Annotated in this window: 22 protein-coding genes, 2 tRNA genes and 1 pseudogene; 19 read left to right on the top strand and 6 right to left on the bottom strand. The window is 63.9% G+C overall.

Annotated features, from left to right (window positions below; genetic code table 11):
- Both C1720_RS02280 and C1720_RS02275 read left to right on the top strand, forming a co-directional pair.
- Positions 1-762, top strand: a complete 762-nt coding sequence (locus C1720_RS02280; RefSeq protein WP_371256826.1) for an amino acid ABC transporter permease — start codon at positions 1-3, stop codon at positions 760-762.
- Positions 759-1466, top strand: a complete 708-nt coding sequence (locus tag C1720_RS02275; RefSeq protein WP_102283092.1) for an amino acid ABC transporter permease — start codon at positions 759-761, stop codon at positions 1464-1466. The genes C1720_RS02280 and C1720_RS02275 overlap by 4 nt, the downstream gene beginning before the upstream one ends.
- Positions 1467-1576: 110 nt before the next feature.
- Here C1720_RS02275 and C1720_RS02270 read toward each other — a convergent pair whose 3' ends face one another.
- Positions 1577-2011 carry a DUF1841 family protein gene (locus tag C1720_RS02270; RefSeq protein WP_050715737.1) on the bottom strand — a complete coding sequence of 145 codons (435 nt, stop codon included), beginning with the start codon at positions 2009-2011 and terminating at the stop codon, positions 1577-1579.
- Positions 2012-2029: 18 nt separating this feature from the next.
- Complete coding sequence (locus C1720_RS02265) at positions 2030-3286, bottom strand: PLP-dependent transferase (RefSeq protein ID WP_102284452.1); 1257 nt, start codon at positions 3284-3286, stop codon at positions 2030-2032.
- Between the two features lie 43 nt (positions 3287-3329).
- Here C1720_RS02265 and arsC point away from each other — a divergent pair, with 43 nt between their 5' ends.
- Positions 3330-3704: an arsenate reductase (glutaredoxin) gene (gene arsC, locus C1720_RS02260; protein WP_314538600.1), complete on the top strand. Its 375-nt coding sequence runs from the start codon at positions 3330-3332 to the stop codon at positions 3702-3704.
- A gap of 179 nt (positions 3705-3883) precedes the next feature.
- Here the strand turns inward: arsC and C1720_RS02255 are convergent.
- Positions 3884-3960, bottom strand: a tRNA-Val gene (locus C1720_RS02255).
- Positions 3961-4038: 78 nt separating this feature from the next.
- Positions 4039-6243: a RelA/SpoT family protein gene (locus C1720_RS02250; RefSeq protein ID WP_102283091.1), complete on the bottom strand. Its 2205-nt coding sequence runs from the start codon at positions 6241-6243 to the stop codon at positions 4039-4041.
- Positions 6244-6542: 299 nt separating this feature from the next.
- Here C1720_RS02250 and C1720_RS14130 point away from each other — a divergent pair.
- The 3 genes and pseudogenes from C1720_RS14130 to lexA all read left to right on the top strand — a co-directional run.
- Positions 6543-6638: pseudogene (locus tag C1720_RS14130) on the top strand (transposase); the annotation flags it as partial.
- A 559-nt stretch (positions 6639-7197) separates the two neighbouring features.
- Positions 7198-7854 carry an adenylate kinase gene (gene adk / locus C1720_RS02240; protein ID WP_102283090.1) on the top strand — a complete coding sequence of 219 codons (657 nt, stop codon included), beginning with the start codon at positions 7198-7200 and terminating at the stop codon, positions 7852-7854.
- A 171-nt stretch (positions 7855-8025) separates the two neighbouring features.
- Positions 8026-8673, top strand: a complete 648-nt coding sequence (gene lexA, locus C1720_RS02235; RefSeq protein WP_102283089.1) for a transcriptional repressor LexA — start codon at positions 8026-8028, stop codon at positions 8671-8673.
- Between the two features lie 356 nt (positions 8674-9029).
- Here lexA and C1720_RS12735 read toward each other — a convergent pair whose 3' ends face one another.
- Positions 9030-9227, bottom strand: a complete 198-nt coding sequence (locus C1720_RS12735) for a hypothetical protein (RefSeq protein ID WP_146006825.1) — start codon at positions 9225-9227, stop codon at positions 9030-9032.
- 44 nt (positions 9228-9271) lie between these two features.
- Between C1720_RS12735 and C1720_RS12730 the strand changes: the two genes are divergently transcribed.
- On the top strand, positions 9272-9502 hold the full coding sequence (locus tag C1720_RS12730) for a hypothetical protein (RefSeq protein WP_146006824.1): 231 nt from the start codon (positions 9272-9274) through the stop codon (positions 9500-9502).
- Positions 9503-10193: 691 nt separating this feature from the next.
- Here C1720_RS12730 and C1720_RS02230 read toward each other — a convergent pair.
- Positions 10194-11618, bottom strand: a complete 1425-nt coding sequence (locus tag C1720_RS02230; RefSeq protein WP_102283088.1) for a short-chain fatty acyl-CoA regulator family protein — start codon at positions 11616-11618, stop codon at positions 10194-10196.
- A gap of 127 nt (positions 11619-11745) precedes the next feature.
- Here C1720_RS02230 and C1720_RS02225 point away from each other — a divergent pair, with 127 nt between their 5' ends.
- The 12 genes from C1720_RS02225 to C1720_RS02170 all read left to right on the top strand — a co-directional run bounded on the left by C1720_RS02225 (position 11746) and on the right by C1720_RS02170 (position 22016).
- The gene (locus tag C1720_RS02225; RefSeq protein ID WP_102283087.1) at positions 11746-12174 is read left to right on the top strand and encodes an acyl-CoA thioesterase; all 429 of its coding nucleotides are present in this window, start codon (positions 11746-11748) and stop codon (positions 12172-12174) included.
- Between the two features lie 143 nt (positions 12175-12317).
- On the top strand, positions 12318-14336 hold the full coding sequence (locus tag C1720_RS02220) for a ribonucleoside triphosphate reductase (protein ID WP_050716552.1): 2019 nt from the start codon (positions 12318-12320) through the stop codon (positions 14334-14336).
- Between the two features lie 298 nt (positions 14337-14634).
- The gene (gene nrdD, locus C1720_RS02215) at positions 14635-14841 is read left to right on the top strand and encodes an anaerobic ribonucleoside-triphosphate reductase (protein ID WP_102283086.1); all 207 of its coding nucleotides are present in this window, start codon (positions 14635-14637) and stop codon (positions 14839-14841) included.
- A gap of 173 nt (positions 14842-15014) precedes the next feature.
- A complete protein-coding gene (locus C1720_RS02210) occupies positions 15015-15722 on the top strand; it encodes an anaerobic ribonucleoside-triphosphate reductase activating protein (protein WP_439650764.1) in 708 nt (235 codons plus the stop codon).
- Between the two features lie 200 nt (positions 15723-15922).
- Positions 15923-16189, top strand: a complete 267-nt coding sequence (rpsO, locus tag C1720_RS02205) for a 30S ribosomal protein S15 (protein WP_050715744.1) — start codon at positions 15923-15925, stop codon at positions 16187-16189.
- A 237-nt stretch (positions 16190-16426) separates the two neighbouring features.
- Positions 16427-18565, top strand: coding sequence for a polyribonucleotide nucleotidyltransferase (gene pnp, locus C1720_RS02200; RefSeq protein ID WP_102283084.1), 2139 nt, complete (start codon positions 16427-16429; stop codon positions 18563-18565).
- Positions 18566-18626: 61 nt separating this feature from the next.
- Positions 18627-19640 (top strand): NAD(P)H-quinone oxidoreductase, encoded by a 1014-nt coding sequence (locus tag C1720_RS02195; protein WP_102284450.1) that lies wholly within the window; start codon positions 18627-18629, stop codon positions 19638-19640.
- 4 nt (positions 19641-19644) lie between these two features.
- Positions 19645-20394 carry a triose-phosphate isomerase gene (gene tpiA, locus C1720_RS02190; protein ID WP_102283083.1) on the top strand — a complete coding sequence of 250 codons (750 nt, stop codon included), beginning with the start codon at positions 19645-19647 and terminating at the stop codon, positions 20392-20394.
- A 42-nt stretch (positions 20395-20436) separates the two neighbouring features.
- Positions 20437-20889 (top strand): preprotein translocase subunit SecG, encoded by a 453-nt coding sequence (gene secG, locus C1720_RS02185; protein WP_102283082.1) that lies wholly within the window; start codon positions 20437-20439, stop codon positions 20887-20889.
- A gap of 110 nt (positions 20890-20999) precedes the next feature.
- Positions 21000-21084, top strand: a tRNA-Leu gene (locus tag C1720_RS02180).
- Positions 21085-21143: 59 nt separating this feature from the next.
- Entirely contained in the window at positions 21144-21503 is a 360-nt protein-coding gene (locus C1720_RS02175) for an NADH-quinone oxidoreductase subunit A (RefSeq protein ID WP_102283081.1), read from the top strand.
- Between the two features lie 33 nt (positions 21504-21536).
- The gene (locus C1720_RS02170) at positions 21537-22016 is read left to right on the top strand and encodes a NuoB/complex I 20 kDa subunit family protein (protein ID WP_050715749.1); all 480 of its coding nucleotides are present in this window, start codon (positions 21537-21539) and stop codon (positions 22014-22016) included.
- Positions 22017-22018: the final 2 nt, after the last annotated feature.

Here is a 22018-nt window from a genome sequence, read left to right as displayed (position 1 = left end):
ATGGCGATGAATGTTTTTGGCGAACTGCTCGCGCCCCAATATCTGGGCTGGCTGTGGCACGGCTTTTGGGTGACCATCGGCCTGTCGCTGTGCGTGTGCGTGGCCGCCACGCTGGGCGGCTTTGCGCTGTGCGTGGCGCGCCTGCAAGGGCGCGGCGTGGTGCAGTGGGCGGCGCGCGTTTATCTCTCGGTGTTTCGCAACACGCCTTTGCTGGTTCAGCTGTTTTTCTGGTATTTCGGCGCGAGCGCCTTTTTGCCTGAAGGCTTTTTGCCCTGGCTGAACACGCCCCGGCAGATTGAAGTGGCCGGGCTTGCGCTGCGCTGGCCTTCGTTTGAGTTCATTGCCGGTTTTTTCGGGCTGACGCTGTTTACGGCGGCTTTCATTGCCGAAGAATTCCGCGCGGGCGTGCAGGGCGTGGGCGCCGGCCAGCGCGCCGCCGCCGCCGCGCTGGGCCTGACGCCTCTGCAAGCGTGGCGCCACGTCATCTTGCCGCAGGCGCTGCACAACGCCTTCTCGCCCCTGGTGGGCCAGTACATGAATGCGGTGAAAAACAGTTCGCTGACGATGGCCATCGGCCTGGCCGAGCTGTCTTACGCCTCGCGGCAGGTGGAAACGCAAACGTTCAAGACCTTTCAGGCGTTCGGCATTGCCACGCTGCTGTATCTGCTGCTGATTGCCGCAATGGAAGCGGCCTCGCAGCTGTGGCAGCGGCGCGGGCGTTTTCGCCGCGCGGGGCGTGAAGCGGTGAAGGCGGCGGCATGAATTTTTCCGTCGTCTGGGACAACCTGCCTTACCTGCTGCTGGGCGCCTGGCCCGATGGCCCGCTGGGCGGCGCGGCGCTGACGCTGGCGCTGAGCCTGGCTTCGGGCGCGGCTTCGGCCCTGCTGGGGCTGGCGCTGGGCATTGCGCTGGCCATGCTGCGCCAGCGTGCGCTGCGCGCCGCGCTGCTGGGTGCGCTGGCGTTTTTGCGCGCCATTCCGGTGCTCATGCTCATCTTCTGGGTTTACTTTTTGCTGCCCATCGCCTTCGGGCTGGATGTGCCGGAGCTTTTGACTGTGGTGCTGGCGCTTTCGCTGGTGGGCGGCGCGTATCTGGCGCATTCGGTGTACGCGGGCATCAGCAGCTTGCCGCCCGGCCAGATGCAGGCTGCGCTGGCGCTGGGCATGACGCGCTGGCAGGCCATGCGCCGCGTGGTGCTGCCGCAGGCGCTGCCGATGATGCTGCCTTCCTTTGTCAATCAATGGATTGCGCTCATCAAGGACACCTCGCTGGCTTACGTGATTGGCGTGGGCGAGCTGTCTTTCGTGGCCACGCAGGTGAACAACCGCGTGATGGTCTATCCCGCCGAAATCTTTCTGGCCGTGGCCGTGCTGTATTACCTGATGTGCGCCAGCCTGGATGTGGCATCGGGCTGGCTGCTCAAGCGCCAGCCCGCGCGCGCCTGGCATGAGCCGCAAGCGGGCTGACTGCAGCAGGTTTTCAAGGTCAAATCGCCCGCAAGTCCTGGTGGAATGGGCGCAGGCCGCTCTCTTTTTTGAAGCATGCGGCGCGCCTTTCGCGGTTGCGCCGGTTGTGTTCAGTCGCGCGTGGCGCGGCGTTGGATGGCGTCAAGGTAGGCGTTGCCGTCGAAAGGGCGGCCGCTGGATTGGGCGTCGGCCAGCATCTGGCCGAGAAAGGCCATGACTTCGTGGTGGGCGCGGTGCAAATCGCCCTGCCGGGAGGCGAGCTGCTCAACGGCGTGGCGAATGCCCCGGGGCTGGTCGATGCTGCATTGCTCGCTGATGGACAGGTGCATGGCCAGGTGCAGGAAGGGGTTGGCCTGGCCGTCCAGCTCCGGGTAGGCGCGGGCGATGGCGCTGGCTTCGTCGGCAAAGTCGGCGTGGTATTCGGGGTGTTCGGCAATCCAGTCAGCGGCCAGGGTTTCGATGGGTTGCATGGGCTGGCCCGCGCGGCGCTTGGCCCACGCGCGGCAGAAGAAGCGGCGCACTTCGGCAGGAGAGGGGGTGAACATGGCGGCGGCGCAGGTGTTTCAGGCCAGCGTCTGCTGCATGGCGTGTTGCAGGTCGCCCTGCAAATCAGCCGTGTCTTCCAGGCCAATGGCAAAGCGCACCAGCGTGCCGCGCGCCAGATGCGCGGGCCAGTCATGGCGCATGGTTTGCAGCTCATACGGCATGACCAGGCTGAACGGGCCGCCCCAGGAGTAGCCAATGCGAAACAGGCGCAGCGCATCGCAAAAGGCATCGACCTGTTCGCGGCTGAATTTCTCACCAATCACCACGCTGAACAAGCTGGCGGCCGCCCCCTGGCCTGCCGCGTCGGCCGCGCCGCAGACGGCTTGCCAGTGCGCATGGCCGGGCGAGGCGGGCAGCGCGGGGTGCAGCACTTGCGCGAAAGGGGCCTGGCGCGCGGCCCATTCGGCCAGGCGGCGGGCGCTGCGGTCGGCGGCGGCGTAGCGCAACGGCAGGGTGGGCAGGGCGCGCAGCACGGCTTCGGCGTCGTTGCCGCCCACGCCCAGGCCCAGGCGCATGTGGCAGAGCTTGAGCTTGCGGTGCAAGGCCGCGTCGCGCGTGACCACGCTGCCCATGAGCACGTCGCCGCCACCGCTGGGGTATTTGGTGAGCGCCTGCACGGAAATGTCCACCGCCAGCCCGCACCCGTCCAGATTGAAGGGGTTGAAGGCCAGGCCCGCGCCCCAGGTGTTGTCCAGCGCGCTGAGCACGCCCAGCTCGCGGCACAGGCGCGCCTGCGCCAGCAAGTCAGGAAATTCCAGCGTGACGGAGCCGGCCGCTTCCAGCCAGACCAGGCGCGTGCGGGGCGTGACGCGATCGGCCAAGTCGGCCGGCTTCATGGGGTCATACACCTGATGGGTGATGCCGAACTGGCGCAGCTCGCCAGCGGCCAGGTCTTTGCCGGGGCCGTAGGCGTTGTCGGGCAGCAGCACTTCATCGCCCGTTTTGAGCAGGCCCAGATTCACCAGCGCCAGCGCGGCCAGACCGCTGGGCGCCAGCAGGCATTGCAGGCCGCCTTCCAGCGTGGCGATGCGCTCTTCGAGCGTGAAGGTGGTGGGCGTGCCGTGCAGGCCGTAGGTGTAGGCGCTTTTGTCCATCCACTGGCGCTCGCGCATGGCCGCCACGTTGGGAAAGAACACGGTGGACGCCTTGTGCACCGCCGGCTGCGGAGCCTCGAACTCCGCAGGCGGAACGTAGGGGTGGTGTATGAGCCGGGTGGACGAAGCGCGCGGCACGGATGCGGCTGGATCGGCGGAAGTTGTTGCAGTGTGTGGCATGAGCGCGATAGTAGTGCCTGGCCTGACAATGGCCGCTTTTGCAATGGCTTCCAGCGCAGACCCGCCCATGAGCACCGTCACCCTCTATCACAACCCCCGTTGCAGCACATCGCGCCATGCGCTGGAGCTGCTGAAGGCGCGCGGCATCGAACCCGTCGTCATCGAATACCTGAAGAATCCGCCCACGGCGGACGAGCTGCGCCGCATCGCCGCCGCCACGGGCCAGCCGCTGCGCGCCCTGATTCGCACCAAGCAGCCTGAGTACCTGGAGCAAGGGCTGGATAACCCCGCGCTGACGGACGATGAGCTGCTGGCCGCAATGGTGGCCACGCCCGTGCTGATCAACCGCCCTATCGTGGTCACGGAAAAAGGCGCCCGCCTGGGAAGGCCGCTGCAAGCCATTGAGCAAGTGCTTTGAGCCAGGCCGCCGCGCTTGAACCTGGCCTGGACTCAATGCCCTGGTTCAAGGCCCAAACCGGCCTCAAGTCCTGGTGGAATGGGCGCAACCCGCTATTCTTTTCATAGTAATCCGCCAGCCGGACCGCTGGCAGACGCAAAAAAAATCGCCCGGCGCTACTGCCGGGCGATTTCGAATGCTGGTAGGCGCGATTGGACTCGAACCAACGACCCCCACCATGTCAAGGTGGTGCTCTAACCAGCTGAGCTACGCGCCTTCGTTGTGAACGAAGCGGCGGATTCTAGCAGTAAAAAAGCAGACTTTTCTCTGGCGCTTGCGGCCCGCACCGGCGCGGCTAGCGCCTTTTGGCGCTGCGCACGCCGGGCACCTGCCGCACGGCGCGCAAGGCGTCGGCCAGATTCAGCGTGCTGCTCACTTCCACGGTGAAGGTCATCCAGGCCGCGCCTTTGGCGGATTGGGTTTGCACGCCGGTCACGTTGATTTTTTCGCGCGCCAGCACGTCGGAAATATCGCGCAGCAGGCCCTGCCGGTCTTGCGCCTCCACCGAAATATCAACGGGGTAGGCAGCTTGTGCGCCAGCGCCCCAGGCCACTTCGATGATGCGGTCCGGCTCGCGCACGATGAGGTCTTGCAAATTGGGGCAGCTCTTGCGGTGCACGCTCACGCCCTTGCCGCGCGTGACGTAGCCCGCAATGGCATCAGGCGGCGCGGGCTTGCAGCAGCGCGCCATCTGGGTCAGCAAGGAATCCAGCCCCACCACCAGCACGCCGCCTTTGCCCGCCGTGGCGCGGCTGGGCTTGCGCAGCAGCACCTGCCCTTCGGGCGGGGGCGGCGGCTCCGGCTCTGCGGGGCGCAAGGCGGCTTCGATGGTGCGCAGCGAAAGCTCGTCTTTGCCCACGGTTTCAAACAGCGCGTCGGGCGTTTTGTAGCCCAGCGAAGCGGCCAGCTCTTCCAGCGCCAGGCTGGTCCGGCCTTCGCGCTGGAGGAGCTTTTCCACCATTTCGCGGCCACGGGCAATGGTTTCGCGCGTGTGCTGCGCGTTGAACCAGGCGCGCACTTTGGCGCGGGCGCGCGAGCTGGCGATGTAGTTCAGCTCGGGGTTGAGCCAGTCGCGCGAGGGGCCGCCTTCCTTGGCGGCGGTGATTTCCACCGTCTGGCCGTTTTTCAACGGGGTATTGAGCGCCACCATCACGCCATCCACGCGCGCGCCCCGGCAGCGGTGGCCCAGCTCGGTGTGCAGGGCGTAGGCAAAGTCCACGGGCGTGGCGCCGCTGGGCAGGTCAATCAGGCGCGCGTCCGGCGTGAAAACGTAGATGCGGTCGTCAAACAAGGCCTGCGATGCCGTGGCGTCCGAAAGGTCATGCTCCCAGGCCAGCAATTGGCGCAGCACGGCAATCTTGGCGTCATAGGCGCTGGCGGCGCTCACGCCCGCGTAGCCTTTCACGCCCGCTTCCTTGTAGGCCCAGTGCGCGGCCACGCCGTTTTCGGCGTGCTCGTGCATGGCGCGCGTGCGGATTTGCACTTCCCAGGGCTTGCCGTCCGCGTCGCGCACCACCGTGTGCAGCGACTGGTAGCCATTGACTTTGGGCTTGGCGATGTAGTCGTCAAACTCGCCCGGCACGGGCGTGTAGTGCTCATTCACCCAGGCCAGCGCGGCATAGCAGTCCTGCACCGTAGGCACGATCACGCGCAGCGCGCGCACGTCGTAGATGTGGGCGAAATCCAGCTTCTTGCCGCGCATCTTGCGCACGATGCTGTAGATGTGCTTGGGCCGCCCCGACACCTCGGCATCCATGCCCAGCGCGCGCAGCGCCTTTTCAATATAGGCGCGGCGCTCTTCCAGCGCGGCTTCGCGCTCGGCGCGGCGCTCTTCCAGCATGTTGGCAATGTGCCGGTACACCTGCGGTTCCTGCGCGCGAAAGACCAGGTCTTCCATTTCCCACTTGATCTGCCAGATGCCCAGCCGGTTGGCCAGCGGCGCGAAAACCTCGTGCGACTCGCGCAGCAGCGCCGGCGGCAAGGCGCGCCGCTGGGCGGCAAACCAGCGCAGCGTTTGCAGGCGCGAAGCCAGCCGCAGCAGCACCACGCGCAAATCGCGGCTGAAAGCCAGCAGCATCTTGCGCACGTTTTCCGTCTGCTGGCGCGCGCGCTCCGGCGTGGAAAGCTCCTCGCGCCCCATGCGCGAGAGGCGCTGCGCGCGCTCCAGCCGCACCGCCTCATGCGCCAGCCGCGCAAATTCGGGGCCAAACGCCTTGCCAATGATTTCTTCGGGGCGGTTGAGCTGCTCGCTGGCATACACCAGATAGGCCGCCGCCTGTATTTCTTCGGAGCTGCCAATGTCGGCCAGGATTTTGGCCACGCCATCGGCATGCGCCAGCGCGTTTTCGCCTGAGTGAAAAGACTCGCTGCTGATCAGCGGCGCGGCAAAGCTGCGCGCGCGCGCCAGAAGCGGCGGCGCGCTGGCGTCAGCCTGGCTGGCCGCTGAAGGCGGATCCGCAGAGTCGATGGCAGAAGAAGAAAGCTGCGCTGGCGTCGTCATTCCTCCATCGTAAACGCCGCGCCTTGCTCTCATTCAGACTTTGCTCAAGCAGCGTGCCTATGCGTATCGCTATCGCGCATCAGTGCATTGCACTGATGCGCTGGCGCGGTGGATGCAACACTGCAAAACCCATCTTCCTCCCTCTGTTGCTGTGCTAGGGCTTGTTGAGTCCCCCCTCTCGTACTGCAATACCACAATGGAAAGAAGAGCATCAAGCGACAAGCAGTGGGCACAGATGGCCTCGCACTACCTGGGCAAGCCTGGCGATGCAGGGCCAAGAGGCGCGAACAAGCGCTTGGTTTGCAGAGGCCGTGCCGTGGATCGTGCGCACAGGCAGCCCCTGGCGCGACTTGCTCGAAGAATTTGGCAAATGCAACGCCGTCTTCAAGTGCTTTCGCGAATGAGCTGGGCAATCCGGTTAATTTCGTGCTGATCTCATTGAAAACTTCTTTGACAAGCTCAACGTGTTCAAACGCCTTGTGCCATGCACGGAGACAAGACCGACGCCAGCTTCAAAGCTGCGATTTATCCAGCTTCGGCTGTAATTTAGTCTCGGTAATTCTCAACAGGTCCTAGGACGCCATGCTATTGATAAAAGAGCAAAATAAGGTGCCCTGCTGGCAGCCGTCCTGCGACCTGTACATTGGCACGGCCTGGCCGTTTTGGCTGCCCTGGCGGCCTGGGGCGCGAGCGGGTTGCTGACGGGGCGCATACTCCACCCTCTTTCTCCTGGAGTCTGTTCACGGCCTGCTCGAGAGCGCGCAAGGGTGGACTAGGGCAAGCCTGCGGCGCTGCGGATTTACCGGGCCACTGAAGGGTGCAAATGGGCCGCAGATCCAATCCGCAGCCCCTCGGGCCAGACTTCGAATAACTTCTTGCGCGGGCGCTTTTCGCTCATGATTTACGCGTTTTCACGCATTCATCTTCCACGTCATTCACAAAAAGGAAACCGGTATGAAACTGATTCTTCTGGGCGCGCCCGGCGCGGGCAAAGGCACGCAGGCGGCGTTTATCTGCCGCCAATACGGCATTCCGCAAATTTCGACGGGCGACATGCTGCGCGCCGCCGTCAAGGCCGGCACGCCCCTGGGGCAGCAGGCCAAGGCCGTGATGGAAGCGGGCCAGCTGGTCAGCGACGATCTCATCATCAACCTGGTCAAAGAGCGCATTGCCCAGCCCGACTGTGCGGCCGGCTTTTTGTTCGACGGCTTTCCCCGCACCATTGCGCAGGCCGAGGCCATGAAGCAAGCGGGCGTCAAACTCGATTACGTGCTTGAAATCGATGTGCCTTTCGAGGCCATCGTGGAGCGCATGAGCGGCCGCCGCAGCCACCCAGCCAGCGGGCGCACCTATCACGTCAAGTTCAACCCGCCCAAAGAGCAAGACAGGGACGACGTGACCGGCGAGCCGCTGGTGCAGCGCGACGACGACCGCGAGGAAACCGTGAAAAAACGCCTGGACGTGTACAGCCAGCAAACCCGCCCGCTGGTGGACTACTACGGCAACTGGGCCAAGGCCGACCCCGCCGCTGCGCCCAAATACCGCACCATCAGCGGCCTGGGCACGGTGGAGGAAATCACCGCCCGCGCCCTGGCAGCGCTGGCGGGCTGATCCGCCGCCGCCCTGTTTCAGGCGTTTCAAAAGCCAGCGCGTCAGCGCTGGCTTTTTGCTTTATGGCGGCGCCTTGGCTGCTTTGGAGCCGGCTTGCATATTCCAGAAAGCTGATTAAAAATACAGGCATCACTGGATATCGAAACAGTCTTTTTATCCGCCACCGCCATCATGACCCGCAAGCTCACGGACCGCCAGCGGCAGATTCTGGATCTGATCAAAACCATCATTGCCGAAACAGGCGCCCCGCCCACGCGGGCGGAAATATCAACGGCGCTTGGCTTCAAGTCGGCCAATGCCGCGCAGGAGCACCTGCAAGCGCTGGCGCAGAAAGGCATGATTGATCTGGTCAGCGGCGCCTCGCGCGGCATCCGCCTGCGCGGAGAAGCCAAACTGATGGTGGTGGATACCTCACAACTGCCGCCCGAACACTTGGCACTGCCGCTGATCGGGCGCGTGGCGGCCGGCTCGCCCATCCTTGCGCAAGAGCATGTGGACCAGACCTACCACATTGAAGCGCACCTGTTTTCGCGCAAGCCCGACTATCTGCTGCGCGTGCGCGGCATGTCCATGCGCGACGCGGGCATCATCGACGGCGACTTGCTGGCCGTGCAAAGCACCCGCGAGGCCTACAACGGCCAGATCGTTGTCGCCCGCCTGGGCGATGACGTGACCGTCAAGCGTTTTCACCGCAATGGCGACGTGATCGAGCTGCATCCTGAAAACCCCGACTACCCCACCATCACCGTGCGCCTCGGCGAGCCTTTCGTCATCGAGGGCCTGGCCGTCGGCTTGATCCGCAACAGCATGCTGGTGTGAGCGCCCGCCAGCGTACGCCCGCGCTTCGTCAGGCCGCAGCGGTTTTTCACGCGTGAAACGCGCCATCGGCGGGTGGCTTGCTACAAAAGAAGGGGCAAATTCAAGAGGCCGAAAGTGGCGCTTGCGCCCGTTTCTCCTGGAGATCATGCTCCGAATAACGGAGCGAACGTGTACCCAAGGCAAGGCATTGTGGGCGCAGCGGGCGCGTGAAGGGCAGAGCAGGGCGGCGGATCGGTGCGCGCAAAGTCTGAGAACCTGTTCAAAGTCTGTCTTCGGGTGCGGAAAGCGCGGCCTCAAGGCGGCCTGCGGCGTTGCCAATCCTTCCTCCTTGATGGGCAGCAATTGAACAGTCAGGCTCATCTGCGGTTTGCGCCTTGCAGTCCATCCCGGTTCTCGCTTTCGCCCTCACGGCCAGACGCTGAACAGGTTCTGATGAATCGGTGGATGAACGCCGCCTCATCCGCATTGCCAGCCTGAATCAAACCAGATTTCCCGGCAAAGCAGAAAATGCTTGCCCAATAAAACCATGCGCCGCCGTGAATGGGGCGTTGCATGACCATTCGCAATATTCAGGCAGCACGAAAAATAATCAGCGCCCTTGCCGGTAAAACCCGCCACTGCGCAAGATGCAAGCGGTGAAACGCCGAGAATGACGTTGAATATGCTGGCGCGGCAATGTGAATTGCATTGGCATATGCCGCCAAAATCGCGTGGGCGCAATCAATTTCGTGCGCCGCAGCGCTTTGAATGCAAAGTGAAATCACGCCAGGCGCATGAGTGGTCGCTGATTGGATTGCGTCCTTGCAGATTTGCCGTGGCGCTTGATTGAACATTTGCTGCCCGGCGGGAAAAGCCGCCGCCAATAATGATTGGTTTGTCGATGCGGCGCCTTATCGATACTGCGCAATATCGCGTGGTGATGCGTGTTTAAAACCTTGGCCAGGATGCTAGCAGCGGAAGGCCATGATGAATGCAGCGATCGCGCGGGCGCCTGCGCAGTGCGGGGCAAAAAATCAGGATGGCCGGGCGATTGCGACGTGCTGGGCAAGGCAGTTGGTTAGCCTTTTGGGCACCATGCCCTCTTTCTATTTTCCATTTCACATGTGGCGGCCTTGTCTGTTTTCTAGAGACAGGCGGTGAAAAGCAGCGCTTGGTCCCGCGCTCGCGCCGGAAGCGGCCTTGCGTGGGCGCTTCGGGCAGGCGGATGGATTCTGGCGGCGGCACGCCATGCGTCAGTCAGGCTTTGAAGCTCCCGGCCCGTTTGTGAATAGACGCCTGCAAATGCAGGAGGTTATCAAAAAAAGAGCGGATTTATGAGGGCATAAAACGGCATCTGCGCTGATTCCACTAAGACCTCATGCTATTGATTAAGGAGCTTATATATGTCAGGAAGCCTGCTTTGCGCTCGGCTGTAGGGGCGCAGGGGTGGACCGGGATGGTTTGCAAGAACCACGCCCGGAGCCGCGCTTTCGCACCCTCGGACGGGTTTTGACCGGCTCCGGGGGCAGTTTGTGCCAGGCCTAGGCGCTGTAGGGCGCAAACCAGCTGCGGTTTTCGTCTGCTTGCAGCGCGCGGCCTACGAAGGGGAAGGCGCGTTGCGGGCATTGGGCGCGTTCGCACACCTTGCAGCCCATGCCGATGGGGGTGGCTGCGCCGGGGTCGTTCAGGTCCAGCCCCTGGGCATAGACCAGCTGGGGCGCGTGCCGGATGTCGCAGCCCAGGCCGATGGAAAACTGTTTGCGCGGCTGCCCCCAGCCGGGGCGGCCATGCGAGACGGCGCGCGCAATCCACAGGTAGGCGCGCCCGTCGGGCATGACGGCCACTTGCCGCAGGATGCGGTCTGGCTGGCCGAAGGCTTCGTAGACGTTCCACAGCGGGCAGGCGCCGCCGGTGCGCGAGAAGTGAAAGTGCGTGGCCGATTGGCGCTTGGAGATGTTGCCCGCCTTGTCCACCCGCACGAAGAAGAAGGGCACGCCGGGCGCGCCCGGCCTTTGCAGCGTGCTGAGCCGGTGGCAGACGGTTTCAAAGCCCACGTCAAAGCGCTGGCCCAGCAGGTCGATGTCGTAGCGCAAGGCTTGCGCCGCTTGCAGGAAGTCGGCATACGGCAGCAGCAGCGCGCCGGCCACGTAGTTGGCCAGGCCAATGCGGGCGAGGCGGCGCGCGGCGGCGTCGTGCGCGAGGGAGGGCGCGTCAATTTGCGCGTCGATGGCTTCGCCCAGCTCCAGCAAGGCCAGTTGCGTGCCCATCTGGAAGGCTTGCTGGCTGGGGGTGAGCGCCGCTGCGATGAAGAGCGTGCGCGTGGCCGGTTCGTAGCGGCGCTTGTCTGCTTGCGCGCCTTCGGCGTGGCGCACGTGCACGCCGTGCTGCTGTTGCAGGCGCTGCTGTAGCCAGGCGGCGAGCGCGCCGCCGCGCACCGGAGCTTGGGTCTGGCTCTGGGCTTGATGGGCCAGCGCTTCGGCGGCGCGGTCCAGCGCGTCGAAGTGGTTTTGGTGCGCGAAGAAGAAATCACGCACGGCCTCAAAGGGCAGGGCGCGCGGCAGTGCGCCGCCGCCGCGTTCGTCGCCCAGGCGCAGCGCCAGCGCTTCCAGGCGCTCGGCGGCTTCGGCATTGCGGCGGTGCAGCGCCAGCACGGCGCGCGCCAGCGCGGGCATTTGCGCGGCAACTTCCCGCAGCTCGGGCAGGGAGATGGCCTCGGGCGCGTCTGCCAGCGCTTCGCGCAGGGCGGCGACCAGGCGCGCCTCGCCGTCTTCGGAGAACTGCTGCACGTCCACGCCCAGCGTCTGGCTGATTTTGAGCAGCACGGACACGGTGAGCGGGCGCTGGTTTTGCTCGATCTGGTTCAGGTAGCTGGGCGAGATGCCCAGCGTGTGCGCCAGGGCTGTTTGCGACAGGCCGCGCTCGGCGCGCAGACGGCGCAGCTTCAGGCCCATGAAGGTTTTTTTCATGGCCTGGATGATGCGCCATGCGGGGCGGCGGAGATTCGCAGCATTCGCAAAAGGCCCGGAATTTTCACGCAACTATTCGCCATTTCAGTGCTTTTGCAGCGCGGCTGTTTTGCGTAAATTGCGAGTGATGACGAGAGATGAGCAGACGGCGATTTCGAGCGCCGAACTTCAGGAACTGGTGCTGCCGGGCATGGCCAACCACCACGGCACCTTGTTTGCGGGCCTGGGCCTGCAACTGATGGCCAAGGCGGCTTTCATGGCCGCGCGCAAGCTGGCGCGGCGCGAGGTGGTGATGGCGGGCGCGTCGGGCATTGATTTCATGCGCCCCATTCCCGTGGGCCGCACGCTGGCGCTGCGCGCCTGGGTGAGCCGGGTGGGGCGCAGTTCGATGACGGTGTGCATCAGCGGTTTTGCCGAAGCGCCCGGCGCGCGGCGCGAAGAAGTGCTCAAGGGCGTGTTCGTGATGGTGGCCGTGGACGGCCAGGGCCGCCCGGCGGCCATTGACGCGGCCCGCGCCCATGCCGCCCCTGCACCGCAAACGCCAGAAGTGTCATGACCTTGCCTGCCGCCATCCGGCCCGGGCAGCCGCCTGTCCTGTTTGTCTTTGGTTCCGGGCAGCGCCGCGCGCTGCGCCTTTCATCTTTTTTCCGGGAGATCTGATCCGTGACCACGCCTACACCCAGCGCTGCCGCGCCTGCCATGCCCGCTGCCGTCATCCAGCGCGACGGCCAGCGCGCCGTTTTTGACGCCTGCCGCATCCGCTCGGCCATTGCCCGCGCGGGCGCGGCCACGGGCGAGTTCGGCGATGCGCAAGCCGCGCTCCTGGCCGATGAGGCGTGCCGCGTGCTGGCCTACCGCTGGCCGGGCGGCGCACCGCACATCGAGCAGATTCAGGACGTGGTGGAGCAAACGCTCGTTGCCGCGCGCCACATGGCCACCGCGCGCGCCTACATGGCCTACCGCCAGCGCCGCGCCACGCTGCGGGCCGACGCGCAGACGCTGGTGGACGTGCAAAGCTCCATCAACGAATACCTCACGCGCGCCGACTGGCGGGTGAACGCCAACGCCAACCAGGGCTATTCGCTGGGCGGCCTCATCCTGAACGTGGCGGGCAAGGTCACGGCCAATTACTGGCTCTCGCATGTGTATGCGCCCGAAATCGGCCAGGCGCACCGCGAGGGCGACATCCACATTCACGATCTGGACATGCTCAGCGGCTACTGCGCGGGCTGGTCGCTGCGCACGCTGCTCACCGAAGGGCTGAACGGCGTGCCGGGCAAGGTGGAGGCCGCGCCGCCAAAGCACATGTCTTCCGCCGTGGGGCAGATCGTCAATTTCCTGGGCACGCTGCAAAACGAATGGGCGGGCGCGCAGGCGTTTTCGTCATTCGACACCTACATGGCCCCCTTCGTGCGCAAGGACGGCATGGACTACGCCGCCGTGCGCCAGTGCATGCAGGAGATGATTTACAACCTGAACGTGCCTTCGCGCTGGGGCACGCAAACGCCTTTCACCAACCTCACCTTCGACTGGGTGTGCCCTGAAGACTTGCGCGAGCAAGTGCCCGTGATCGGCGGCGAGGAAATGCCTTTCGCCTACGGCGACTTGCAGGCCGAGATGGATCTGATCAACCGCGCCTACATCGATGTGATGACCACGGGCGATGCGAAAGGGCGCGTGTTCACCTTTCCCATTCCCACCTACAACATCACGCCCGACTTTCCGTGGGAGAGCGAAAACGCTGGGCGCCTTTTTGCCATGACGGCCAAATACGGCCTGCCGTATTTCCAGAATTTCATCAATTCCGAGCTGAAGCCCAACATGGTGCGCTCCATGTGCTGCCGCCTGCAACTGGATTTGCGCGAGCTGCTCAAGCGCGGCAACGGCCTGTTTGGCAGCGCCGAGCAAACGGGCAGCGTGGGCGTGGTCACCGTCAATTGCGCGCGCCTGGGCTACCTGCACGCGGGCGACGAAGCCGCGCTGCTGGACGCGCTGGGCCGCCTGCTGGAGCTGGGCAGCCAGAGCCTGGAAGTCAAGCGCAAGCTCATCCAGCGGCTGATGGATCAGGGCCTGTTTCCCTACACCCGGCGCTACCTGGGCACGCTGCGCAACCACTTTTCCACGCTGGGCGTGAACGGCATCAACGAAATGGTGCGCAACTTCACGCGCGGCGAGCAGGACATCACCACCGCATGGGGCCACGCCTTCGCGCTGCGCCTGCTGGACTTCGTGCGCAAGCGCATCACCGGTTTTCAGGAGCGCACCGGCCATCTCTACAACCTGGAAGCCAGCCCCGCCGAAGGCGCAACCTACCGCTTCGCCAAGGAAGACCTCAAACGCTGGCCGGACATCCTGCACGCGGGCACGCCCGGCAAGCCCTACTACACCAACTCATCGCAGCTGCCCGTGGGCTTTACCGACGACCCCTTCGAGGCGCTGGCGCGGCAGGAAGACCTGCAAACCAAATACACCGGCGGCACCGTGCTGCACCTGTACATGGGCGAGCGCATATCGGACGCCGCCGCCTGCCGCGAGCTGGTGCGCCGCGCCCTCACGCGCTTTCGCCTGCCTTACATCACCGTCACGCCCACTTTTTCCGTCTGCCCCGTGCACGGCTACCTGGCGGGCGAGCACCCATACTGCCCCTTGTGCGACGCCGAAAAGCTGGCGGCCAAACGCCAGGCCATCGAGCGCCAGCAGCAGGCGCGGGCGGCTTGAGAACCAGCTCCAAACCTGTTCGCAGACAGGCGCATTTCACTCTGTTTTCGAGAGCGAATTCAAGGCCTGAAAAACGCATTTGCCGCACGGTCTCACGGGACTTGATGCAATCAAATTGATAGCGAAATAAATGATGGTTTCGGGAGCGTTTTGACGGCTGGCTCTGAGCAGGCTGCAAACGCCTGTTCAAGAAACGGCCCGGTCTGGCGCAAGCCTTCCATCACGCGCGGCAGCAGCCATCAAAGAAGCAGCGACAGCCTTCTTCCCCTTTTCTTCAACCACCCGAAAGGAGCTTTCCATGAGCAAAACCATCGCCATCCGGCCGGTTGCGGCGCCTGCCGCCGACGCCGTGCAACTCACCGACGAAGAGCGCCAGCCCTGCGAAGTCTGGACGCGCGTGATGGGCTACCACCGCCCCGTTGCCAGCTTCAACATCGGCAAACAGGGCGAGCACGCCGAGCGGCGCTTCTTTGCGGAACCTGCCGCGCTGAGCCGTTGCGCCTGAGCGGCTGCTTCAGAGTCGCCATTCCCGCCCGCGCGGGAATGGCGATGGTCATTACGGCCATGCCGTGAATTTGCTCCTTCATCAATAGCATACCTTTCAATATTTTCTAGGACATCACGGCATTTAAGATGCCTGAATTCGCTCCTCTTTTTGATGTGAAAACACCTGCCAGCCTGCCGCCAGAGGCCGCCCGCCCTGCGGCGGAAAGCGGCAAGCCCCTGCGCCTGGGCGGCCTCACGCCGCTGACCACCATCGACTTTCCGGGCCGCCTGGCCGCCGTTCTCTACTGCCAGGGCTGCCCTTGGCGCTGCACCTACTGCCACAACACGGAGCTGCTGGACGCCGCCACGCCGCCCGCTCTGCCGTGGCCGGACGCGCTGGCCTTTTTGCACCGGCGGCGCGGCCTGCTGGACGGCGTGGTCTTCTCCGGCGGCGAACCCACCTTGCAGGCCGCTCTTGCCGACGCCCTTGCCGCCGTGCGCGCGCTGGGCATGCAAACGGCCCTGCACACCGCCGGCATGTATCCGCAGCGCCTGGCCGCGCTGCTGCCTCAGCTGGACTGGGTGGGGCTGGACATCAAGGCCCCCGCGCACCGGCACGACGCCATCACCGCCGCCCCCGGCAGCGCCGGCCGTCCCCGGCAAGCTCTGCGCGCGCTGGCGGACAGCGGCATCGACTTTGAATGCCGCACCACCTGGCACCCGGGCCTGTTCAGCGCCAGCGAATTGCTGGCCCTGGCTGACGAACTGCGCGCCAGCGGCGTGACTTGCTGGGCCGTGCAGGAATGCCGCACCCCCGCCGCTCCCGCCTGGACGCTCACGCCAGAGCAAATCCGCCAGCTTGGCGCGGGCTTTGAGCGCTTTACCCTGCGGCGCGCCTGAAAAAAAGAGTGCGCCCGCAAGAGGGCGCCTGCGTTTGCCGCCTTTCAGCGAAAGCGCAGCTTCTTGCGCCTCTTTTCAGGCAGGACCAGACAGGGGCAATGCCATACAATCCGCCGGTTTTGCATGTCGCAAAACGCACGCCGCGTGCAGTTCCGGCGCGTGGCGCAAGTCAAACCATTTGGAACGCAAGGATTCAAGCAATGATCTCCAAAGAGAACAAGGCCGCCGTGGTCAAGGACAACGCCCGCAAGGCTGGCGACACCGGCAGCCCCGAAGTGCAGGTGGCCCTGCTGACGGCCCGCATCAACGAGCTGATGCCCCACTTCAAGCAGCACGCCAAAGACCACCACGGCCGCCGTGGCCTGCTGCGCATGGTCAGCCGCCGCCGCAAGCTGCTGGACTACCTCAAGGGCCGCGATGCCGACCGCTATCTGGCCCTGATTCAGAAACTCGGCCTGCGCAAGTAAGCCGCCATGCACGCCAAAACGCCTGACGCCTTTGCTGGCCCAGGCGTTTTTGTGTTTTTTCAACCCCGGAGCGCGGCGTTTCACAGGCGAGGCTGTGTCATTCCAAAACCCGAAAAAGTTTGCAGGCCCTGCCGGTTTGGCTGGCGGGCCGGGTTCTGGAATGGCATCGCGTCTTGAGAAAAACCGGCTCCAGCGCCCGCAAAACAAGCGCGGGCAGCTATCAAACAAGGAGCAAACATGAGCCTTTTCAACAAAGTCACCAAGACCTTCCAGTGGGGCGACAAAACCGTGGTGATGGAAACGGGCGAGATCGCCCGCCAGGCCACGGGCGCGGTGCTGGTGAACATAGACGACACCGTGGTGCTGGCCACGGTGGCCGCCAGCAAGCAGGCCAAGCCGGGGCAGGACTTTTTCCCGCTGACGGTGGACTACATCGAGAAAACCTACGCGGCGGGCAAGATTCCCGGCAGCTTTTTCAAGCGTGAAGCCAAGCCCAGCGAGCTGGAAACGCTGACCAGCCGCCTGATTGACCGGCCCATCCGCCCGCTGTTTCCGGAAGGCTTTTTCAATGAAGTGCACGTGGTGGTGCACACGCTGTCGCTGAACCCGGAGGTGGATGCGGATATTGCCGCCATGATCGCCGTGAGCGCGGCGCTGTCGGTGAGCGGCATTCCCTTCAACGGCCCCATTGGCGCGGCGCGCGTGGGCTACGTCAATGGCGAATACGTGCTCAACCCCGGCCCCACGGCGCGCAAGAACAGCCAGCTGGACCTGGTGGTGGCGGGCACGGAATCGGCCGTGCTGATGGTGGAGTCGGAAGCCGACCAGCTTTCGGAAGACGTGATGCTGGGCGCGGTGGTGTTCGGCCACGAGCAGGGCAAGATTGCCATTGAGGCCATTCACGATCTGGTGCGCGAAGCGGGTAAGCCCCTGTGGGCCGAAGACGGCACCTGGGCGCCGGAAGCCCGGGACGAAGCCTTCATGGCCAAAGTCAAGGCGCTGGCCGAAGAAAAACTGCGCGCGGCCTACCAGATTCGCAGCAAGCAGGCCCGCACGCAGGCCCTGCGTGAGGCGTATGCCGCCGTCAAGGCCGCTTTGGCCGAAGAGGGCGCGGAGTTTGACGAAGTGAAGGTGGACAACCAGCTGTTCGAGCTGGAGGCGGCCATTGTTCGCGGGCAGATTCTGGCGGGCGAGCCGCGCATTGACGGGCGCGACACGCGCACCGTGCGCCCCATTGAAATCCGCAGCAGCGTGCTGCCGCGCACGCATGGCTCGGCCCTGTTCACGCGCGGCGAAACGCAGGCGCTGGTGGTGACCACGCTGGGCACCGAGCGCGACGCGCAGCGCATTGACGCGCTGGCGGGCGAGTTTGAAGACCGCTTCATCTTCCACTACAACATGCCGCCCTTTGCCACGGGCGAGGCGGGCCGCATGGGCAGCACCAAGCGGCGCGAAATCGGCCACGGCCGCCTGGCCAAGCGCGCCCTGGTGCCGCTGCTGCCCGGCAAGGATGAGTTCCCCTACACCATCCGCGTGGTGAGCGAGATCACCGAGTCCAATGGTTCTTCATCCATGGCTTCCGTGTGCGGCGGCTGTCTGAGCCTGATGGATGCGGGCGTGCCCATGAAGGCGCATGTGGCCGGTATTGCGATGGGCCTGATCAAGGAAGGCAACCGCTTTGCCGTGCTGACCGACATTCTGGGTGACGAAGATCACCTGGGCGACATGGACTTCAAGGTGGCGGGCACGACAGGCGGCATCACGGCCTTGCAGATGGACATCAAGATTCAGGGCATCACCAAGGAAATCATGCAAGTGGCGCTGGCGCAGGCCAAGGAAGCGCGCATGCACATTCTGGGCAAGATGCAGGAAGCGTTGGGCGAGGCCAAGGCCGAAATCAGCAGCTACGCGCCCAAGCTCTACACCATGAAGATCAACCCGGAAAAAATCCGCGACGTGATCGGCAAGGGCGGCGCGACCATCCGCCAGCTCACGGAAGAAACGGGCACCACCATAGACATTGCCGAAGACGGCGTGATCACCATTGCCAGCAATGACGCCGCCAAGGCTGAAGAGGCGCGCCGCCGCATTGAGGAAATCACTGCCGAGGCGGAAGTGGGGCAGGTCTATGAAGGCCCCGTGACCAAGATTCTGGACTTTGGCGCGTTGGTGAACATCCTGCCCGGCAAGGACGGCCTGCTGCACATCAGCCAGATTGCCCATGAGCGCGTGGAAAAGGTGAGCGACTACCTGCAAGAAGGCCAGGTGGTGCGCGTGAAGGTGCTGGAAACCGACGACAAGGGCCGCATCAAGCTGTCGATGAAAGCCCTGCTGGAACGCCCGGTGCGCGAAGAACGCCAGCCAGCGGCTGAATGATGGCTATCAAAAAGAGAGCGCTCCGGCCTTGTTTCACGAGGACCCAAGCCGGTTTTGAATGATGAAATGCATTGAAATCAGGGAAAACGGCGGCCCTGCTGTGCTGGTGCCTGCCGAGCGGCCTGTGCCGCAGGCGGGCGCGGGTGAGGTGCTGATTCGCGTGGCAGCTTCAGGCGTGAACCGGCCTGACGTGGTTCAGCGGCAAGGGCACTATCCGCCGCCGCCCGGCGCGTCTGACCTGCCGGGGCTGGAGGTGGCGGGCGTGATTGAAGCGGGCGATACCGCCGCGCTGGCCGAATGCGGGCTGGCAGTGGGCGACCGGGTATGCGCCCTGGTGGCGGGCGGCGGCTATGCCGAATATTGCGTGGCTCCGGTGGCGCAATGTCTGCCTATCCCTAAGGGGCTGACCGACGTGCAGGCTGCCGCACTGCCGGAAACCTTCTTCACCGTGTGGAGCAACGTGTTTGACCGTGCGCGGTTGCAGCCGGGAGAAACCCTGCTCGTGCAAGGCGGCGCCAGCGGCATCGGCGTGACAGCCATTCAGCTGGGTAAGGCGCTGGGCGCGACCGTCATCGTGACCTGCGGCTCTGACGAGAAGTGCGCGAAAGCCTGCGAGCTGGGCGCTGATCACGCCATCAATTACAAGACCGCTGACTTTGCCGAAGAAGCCAAAAAGCTCACCAATGGCAAAGGCGTGGACGTCATTCTGGACATGGTGGCGGGCGATTACGTGCAGCGCGAGGTGGAATGCATGGCCGAAGACGGCCGCCTGGCCATCATTGCGGTACAAGGCGGCGTGAAAAGCGGGTTCAACGCGGGGCGGCTGCTGGTCAAACGCCTGACCGTGACGGGCAACACGCTGCGCGCCCGCCCCGTGGCCTTCAAGGCGGCCATTGCCAGGGCGCTGCGCGAAAGGGTATGGCCGCTGCTGGAAAGCGGCGCCATCCGGCCCGTGGTTCATGCCACTTTTCCGGCGCTGCGAGGCGCGGATGGATGGCCCAGCGGCGCAGCCCGCGCTCATGTGCTGATGGAAAGCGGCGCGCACGTGGGCAAGATCATTCTGACCTGGAGCTGATGTCATGGGCCGGAAAAAACTGATTGCAGGCAACTGGAAGATGAACGGCAGTCTGGCTGCCAATGCAGCTCTGATGGGCGAGTTGCTGGCAGGCATCGGGCAACCGGCATGCGATGTGGCCGTGTGCGTGCCTGCCGTTTATTTGGCGCAGGTGCAGCTGCTGCTGGCAGGGCAGGGCGGCATCGCGCTGGGCGCGCAAGACGTGTCGCAGCACGAAAGCGGCGCCTATACGGGTGACGTATCGGCGGCCATGCTGAAAGAGCTGGGCGCGCGCTATGTCATCGTGGGCCATAGCGAGCGCCGCCAGTACCAGGGCGAAACCAACGCACAAGTGGCAGTCAAAGCGCAACGCGCGCTGGCGGCGGGCCTTACGCCCATCGTCTGCGTGGGTGAAACCCTGCGAGAGCGCGAGCAGGGAGAGACCGAATCCGTGGTCAGCCGCCAGCTTTCGGCGGTGATTCAGCTGAACGGCGAACGTCTGGCTGATCTGGTGGTGGCTTATGAGCCTGTCTGGGCCATTGGCACAGGCAGAACCGCAACGCCTGAGCAGGCGCAGGCGGTACATGCCGCATTGCGCGCCTTGTTGGCCGCCGCCGATTTGCAAGCGGCGGGTGTGCGCATCCTCTATGGCGGCAGCATGAATGCAGGCAATGCAGCCGAGCTACTGGCCCAGCCTGACATTGACGGCGGATTGATTGGCGGCGCGAGCCTCAAGGCGCGGGACTTTCTGAAAATCATTGAGACGGCCAGCTAATCGAGCGCTTGGCTACATCAAAAAATACATTGGAGTGAACGAATGAGCTTTGTCATGAACCTCGTGCTGGTGGCACAAATCCTGTCTGCCTTGGGCATGGTGGGCCTCATCCTGGTGCAGCACGGCAAGGGCGCTGACATGGGGGCCGCCTTTGGCAGCGGCAGTTCCGGCAGCCTGTTTGGCGCTAGCGGCAGCGCCAACTTTCTCTCGCGCAGCACGGCCGTGCTGGCAACGGTTTTTCTGGCCAGCACGCTGCTGCTGTCTTACTACGGTTTCAGTCCGCGCGTTGAAGCATCTGGCGGCAGCGTGCTGGAGGGCGTAAAGGCCCCTGAGACCGTTCAGCCGGACGCAGCGGCAGCCATCCCCGCCGGGGCGGCTGCGTCGCATGCAACGCCTCAGAACGAGGGCAAACCGGCTGATGCCAATCAGGAAAAAGCCAAGCCGGAGGCGGGCAAGAAGACAGGCGATGCCGCCGAGCAGGCACCCAAAAATTAAAAACCTTGCTCTGCCGTAAGACGATTTTTTCCAGATAGAATTCCCGTCTTGCTTCACGGGCTGAACAAAGGTCACAAAAAAACGCAGCAAGTGAAAGCAAGCAACAATCAGCCGTCGTGGTGAAATTGGTAGACACGCTATCTTGAGGGGGTAGTGGCGAAAGCTGTGCGAGTTCGAGTCTCGCCGACGGCACCAAACAAAAAACACCGGGAGCGAGTTCCCAGCGCATCCCGGTTCCTGACGATGAATGCGCAATGAGTCTGGCTCAGTATTTTCCTGTTCTGGTCTTTATTCTGATCGGTTTGCTCGTTGGCGCGCTGTGTCTGGGAATGGGAGCCTTTTTCGGCCCCAATCGCCCTGACGCTGCCAAGAACTCTCCTTACGAGTGCGGCTTTGATGCCTTTGAGGATGCGCGCATGAAATTTGATGTGCGTTATTACCTCGTAGCCATCCTGTTCATTCTGTTCGACCTGGAAATCGCCTTTCTCTTTCCGTGGGCGGTAGCCCTGCGCGATGTGGGCTTGCCAGGATTCATTGCTGTTCTTGTCTTTCTGGCGATTCTGGTTGTCGGATTCGTTTATGAATGGAAGAAAGGCGCCCTGGATTGGGAGTGATGGCAATGTCGGCAGTCTGGCAAGGATGGCAGCATGATTGAAGGGATGATGGAGAAAAATTTCATCACCACGAATTTTGACGCGGTGATGAATTGGGCCAAAACAGGCTCGCTTTGGCCTATGACTTTTGGTCTGGCCTGTTGCGCGGTGGAAATGATGCACGCCGCCACGGCGCGCTATGACATAGCGCGTTTTGGCGCAGAAGTATTTCGTGCGTCGCCGCGTCAGTCGGATCTGATGATTGTTGCAGGCACGCTCTGCAACAAAATGGCGCCAGCCTTGCGCAAGGTATATGACCAAATGGCCGAGCCGCGCTGGGTGCTTTCCATGGGTTCATGCGCCAATGGCGGAGGCTATTACCACTACAGCTATTCAGTGGTGCGTGGCTGCGACCGCATCGTTCCAGTGGATGTGTATGTGCCCGGATGTCCGCCGACGGCCGAGGCATTGATATACGGAATCATCCAATTGCAGCAAAAGGTGCGGCGTACTAACACGATTGCGAGGGCGTGATT

The organism is Ottowia massiliensis, assembly GCF_900240305.1.
GTDB classification, from domain to species: domain Bacteria; phylum Pseudomonadota; class Gammaproteobacteria; order Burkholderiales; family Burkholderiaceae_C; genus Ottowia; species Ottowia massiliensis.
This window is presented reverse-complemented; position numbering and strand designations above follow the sequence as displayed.

Coding starts and splice junctions, on each gene's coding strand:
- C1720_RS02280 (WP_371256826.1), top strand. CDS start 1: ATGGCGATGAATGTTTTTGGCGAACTGCTCGCGCCCCAATATCTGGGC.
- C1720_RS02275 (WP_102283092.1), top strand. CDS start 759: ATGAATTTTTCCGTCGTCTGGGACAACCTGCCTTACCTGCTGCTGGGC.
- C1720_RS02270 (WP_050715737.1), bottom strand. CDS start 2,011: ATGTTCACCCCCTCTCCTGCCGAAGTGCGCCGCTTCTTCTGCCGCGCG.
- C1720_RS02265 (WP_102284452.1), bottom strand. CDS start 3,286: ATGCCACACACTGCAACAACTTCCGCCGATCCAGCCGCATCCGTGCCG.
- arsC (WP_314538600.1), top strand. CDS start 3,330: ATGGCTTCCAGCGCAGACCCGCCCATGAGCACCGTCACCCTCTATCAC.
- C1720_RS02250 (WP_102283091.1), bottom strand. CDS start 6,243: ATGACGACGCCAGCGCAGCTTTCTTCTTCTGCCATCGACTCTGCGGAT.
- adk (WP_102283090.1), top strand. CDS start 7,198: ATGAAACTGATTCTTCTGGGCGCGCCCGGCGCGGGCAAAGGCACGCAG.
- lexA (WP_102283089.1), top strand. CDS start 8,026: ATGACCCGCAAGCTCACGGACCGCCAGCGGCAGATTCTGGATCTGATC.
- C1720_RS12735 (WP_146006825.1), bottom strand. CDS start 9,227: ATGCAACGCCCCATTCACGGCGGCGCATGGTTTTATTGGGCAAGCATT.
- C1720_RS02230 (WP_102283088.1), bottom strand. CDS start 11,618: ATGAAAAAAACCTTCATGGGCCTGAAGCTGCGCCGTCTGCGCGCCGAG.
- C1720_RS02225 (WP_102283087.1), top strand. CDS start 11,746: ATGACGAGAGATGAGCAGACGGCGATTTCGAGCGCCGAACTTCAGGAA.
- C1720_RS02220 (WP_050716552.1), top strand. CDS start 12,318: ATGCCCGCTGCCGTCATCCAGCGCGACGGCCAGCGCGCCGTTTTTGAC.
- nrdD (WP_102283086.1), top strand. CDS start 14,635: ATGAGCAAAACCATCGCCATCCGGCCGGTTGCGGCGCCTGCCGCCGAC.
- rpsO (WP_050715744.1), top strand. CDS start 15,923: ATGATCTCCAAAGAGAACAAGGCCGCCGTGGTCAAGGACAACGCCCGC.
- pnp (WP_102283084.1), top strand. CDS start 16,427: ATGAGCCTTTTCAACAAAGTCACCAAGACCTTCCAGTGGGGCGACAAA.
- C1720_RS02195 (WP_102284450.1), top strand. CDS start 18,627: ATGAAATGCATTGAAATCAGGGAAAACGGCGGCCCTGCTGTGCTGGTG.
- tpiA (WP_102283083.1), top strand. CDS start 19,645: ATGGGCCGGAAAAAACTGATTGCAGGCAACTGGAAGATGAACGGCAGT.
- secG (WP_102283082.1), top strand. CDS start 20,437: ATGAGCTTTGTCATGAACCTCGTGCTGGTGGCACAAATCCTGTCTGCC.
- C1720_RS02175 (WP_102283081.1), top strand. CDS start 21,144: ATGAGTCTGGCTCAGTATTTTCCTGTTCTGGTCTTTATTCTGATCGGT.
- C1720_RS02170 (WP_050715749.1), top strand. CDS start 21,537: ATGATTGAAGGGATGATGGAGAAAAATTTCATCACCACGAATTTTGAC.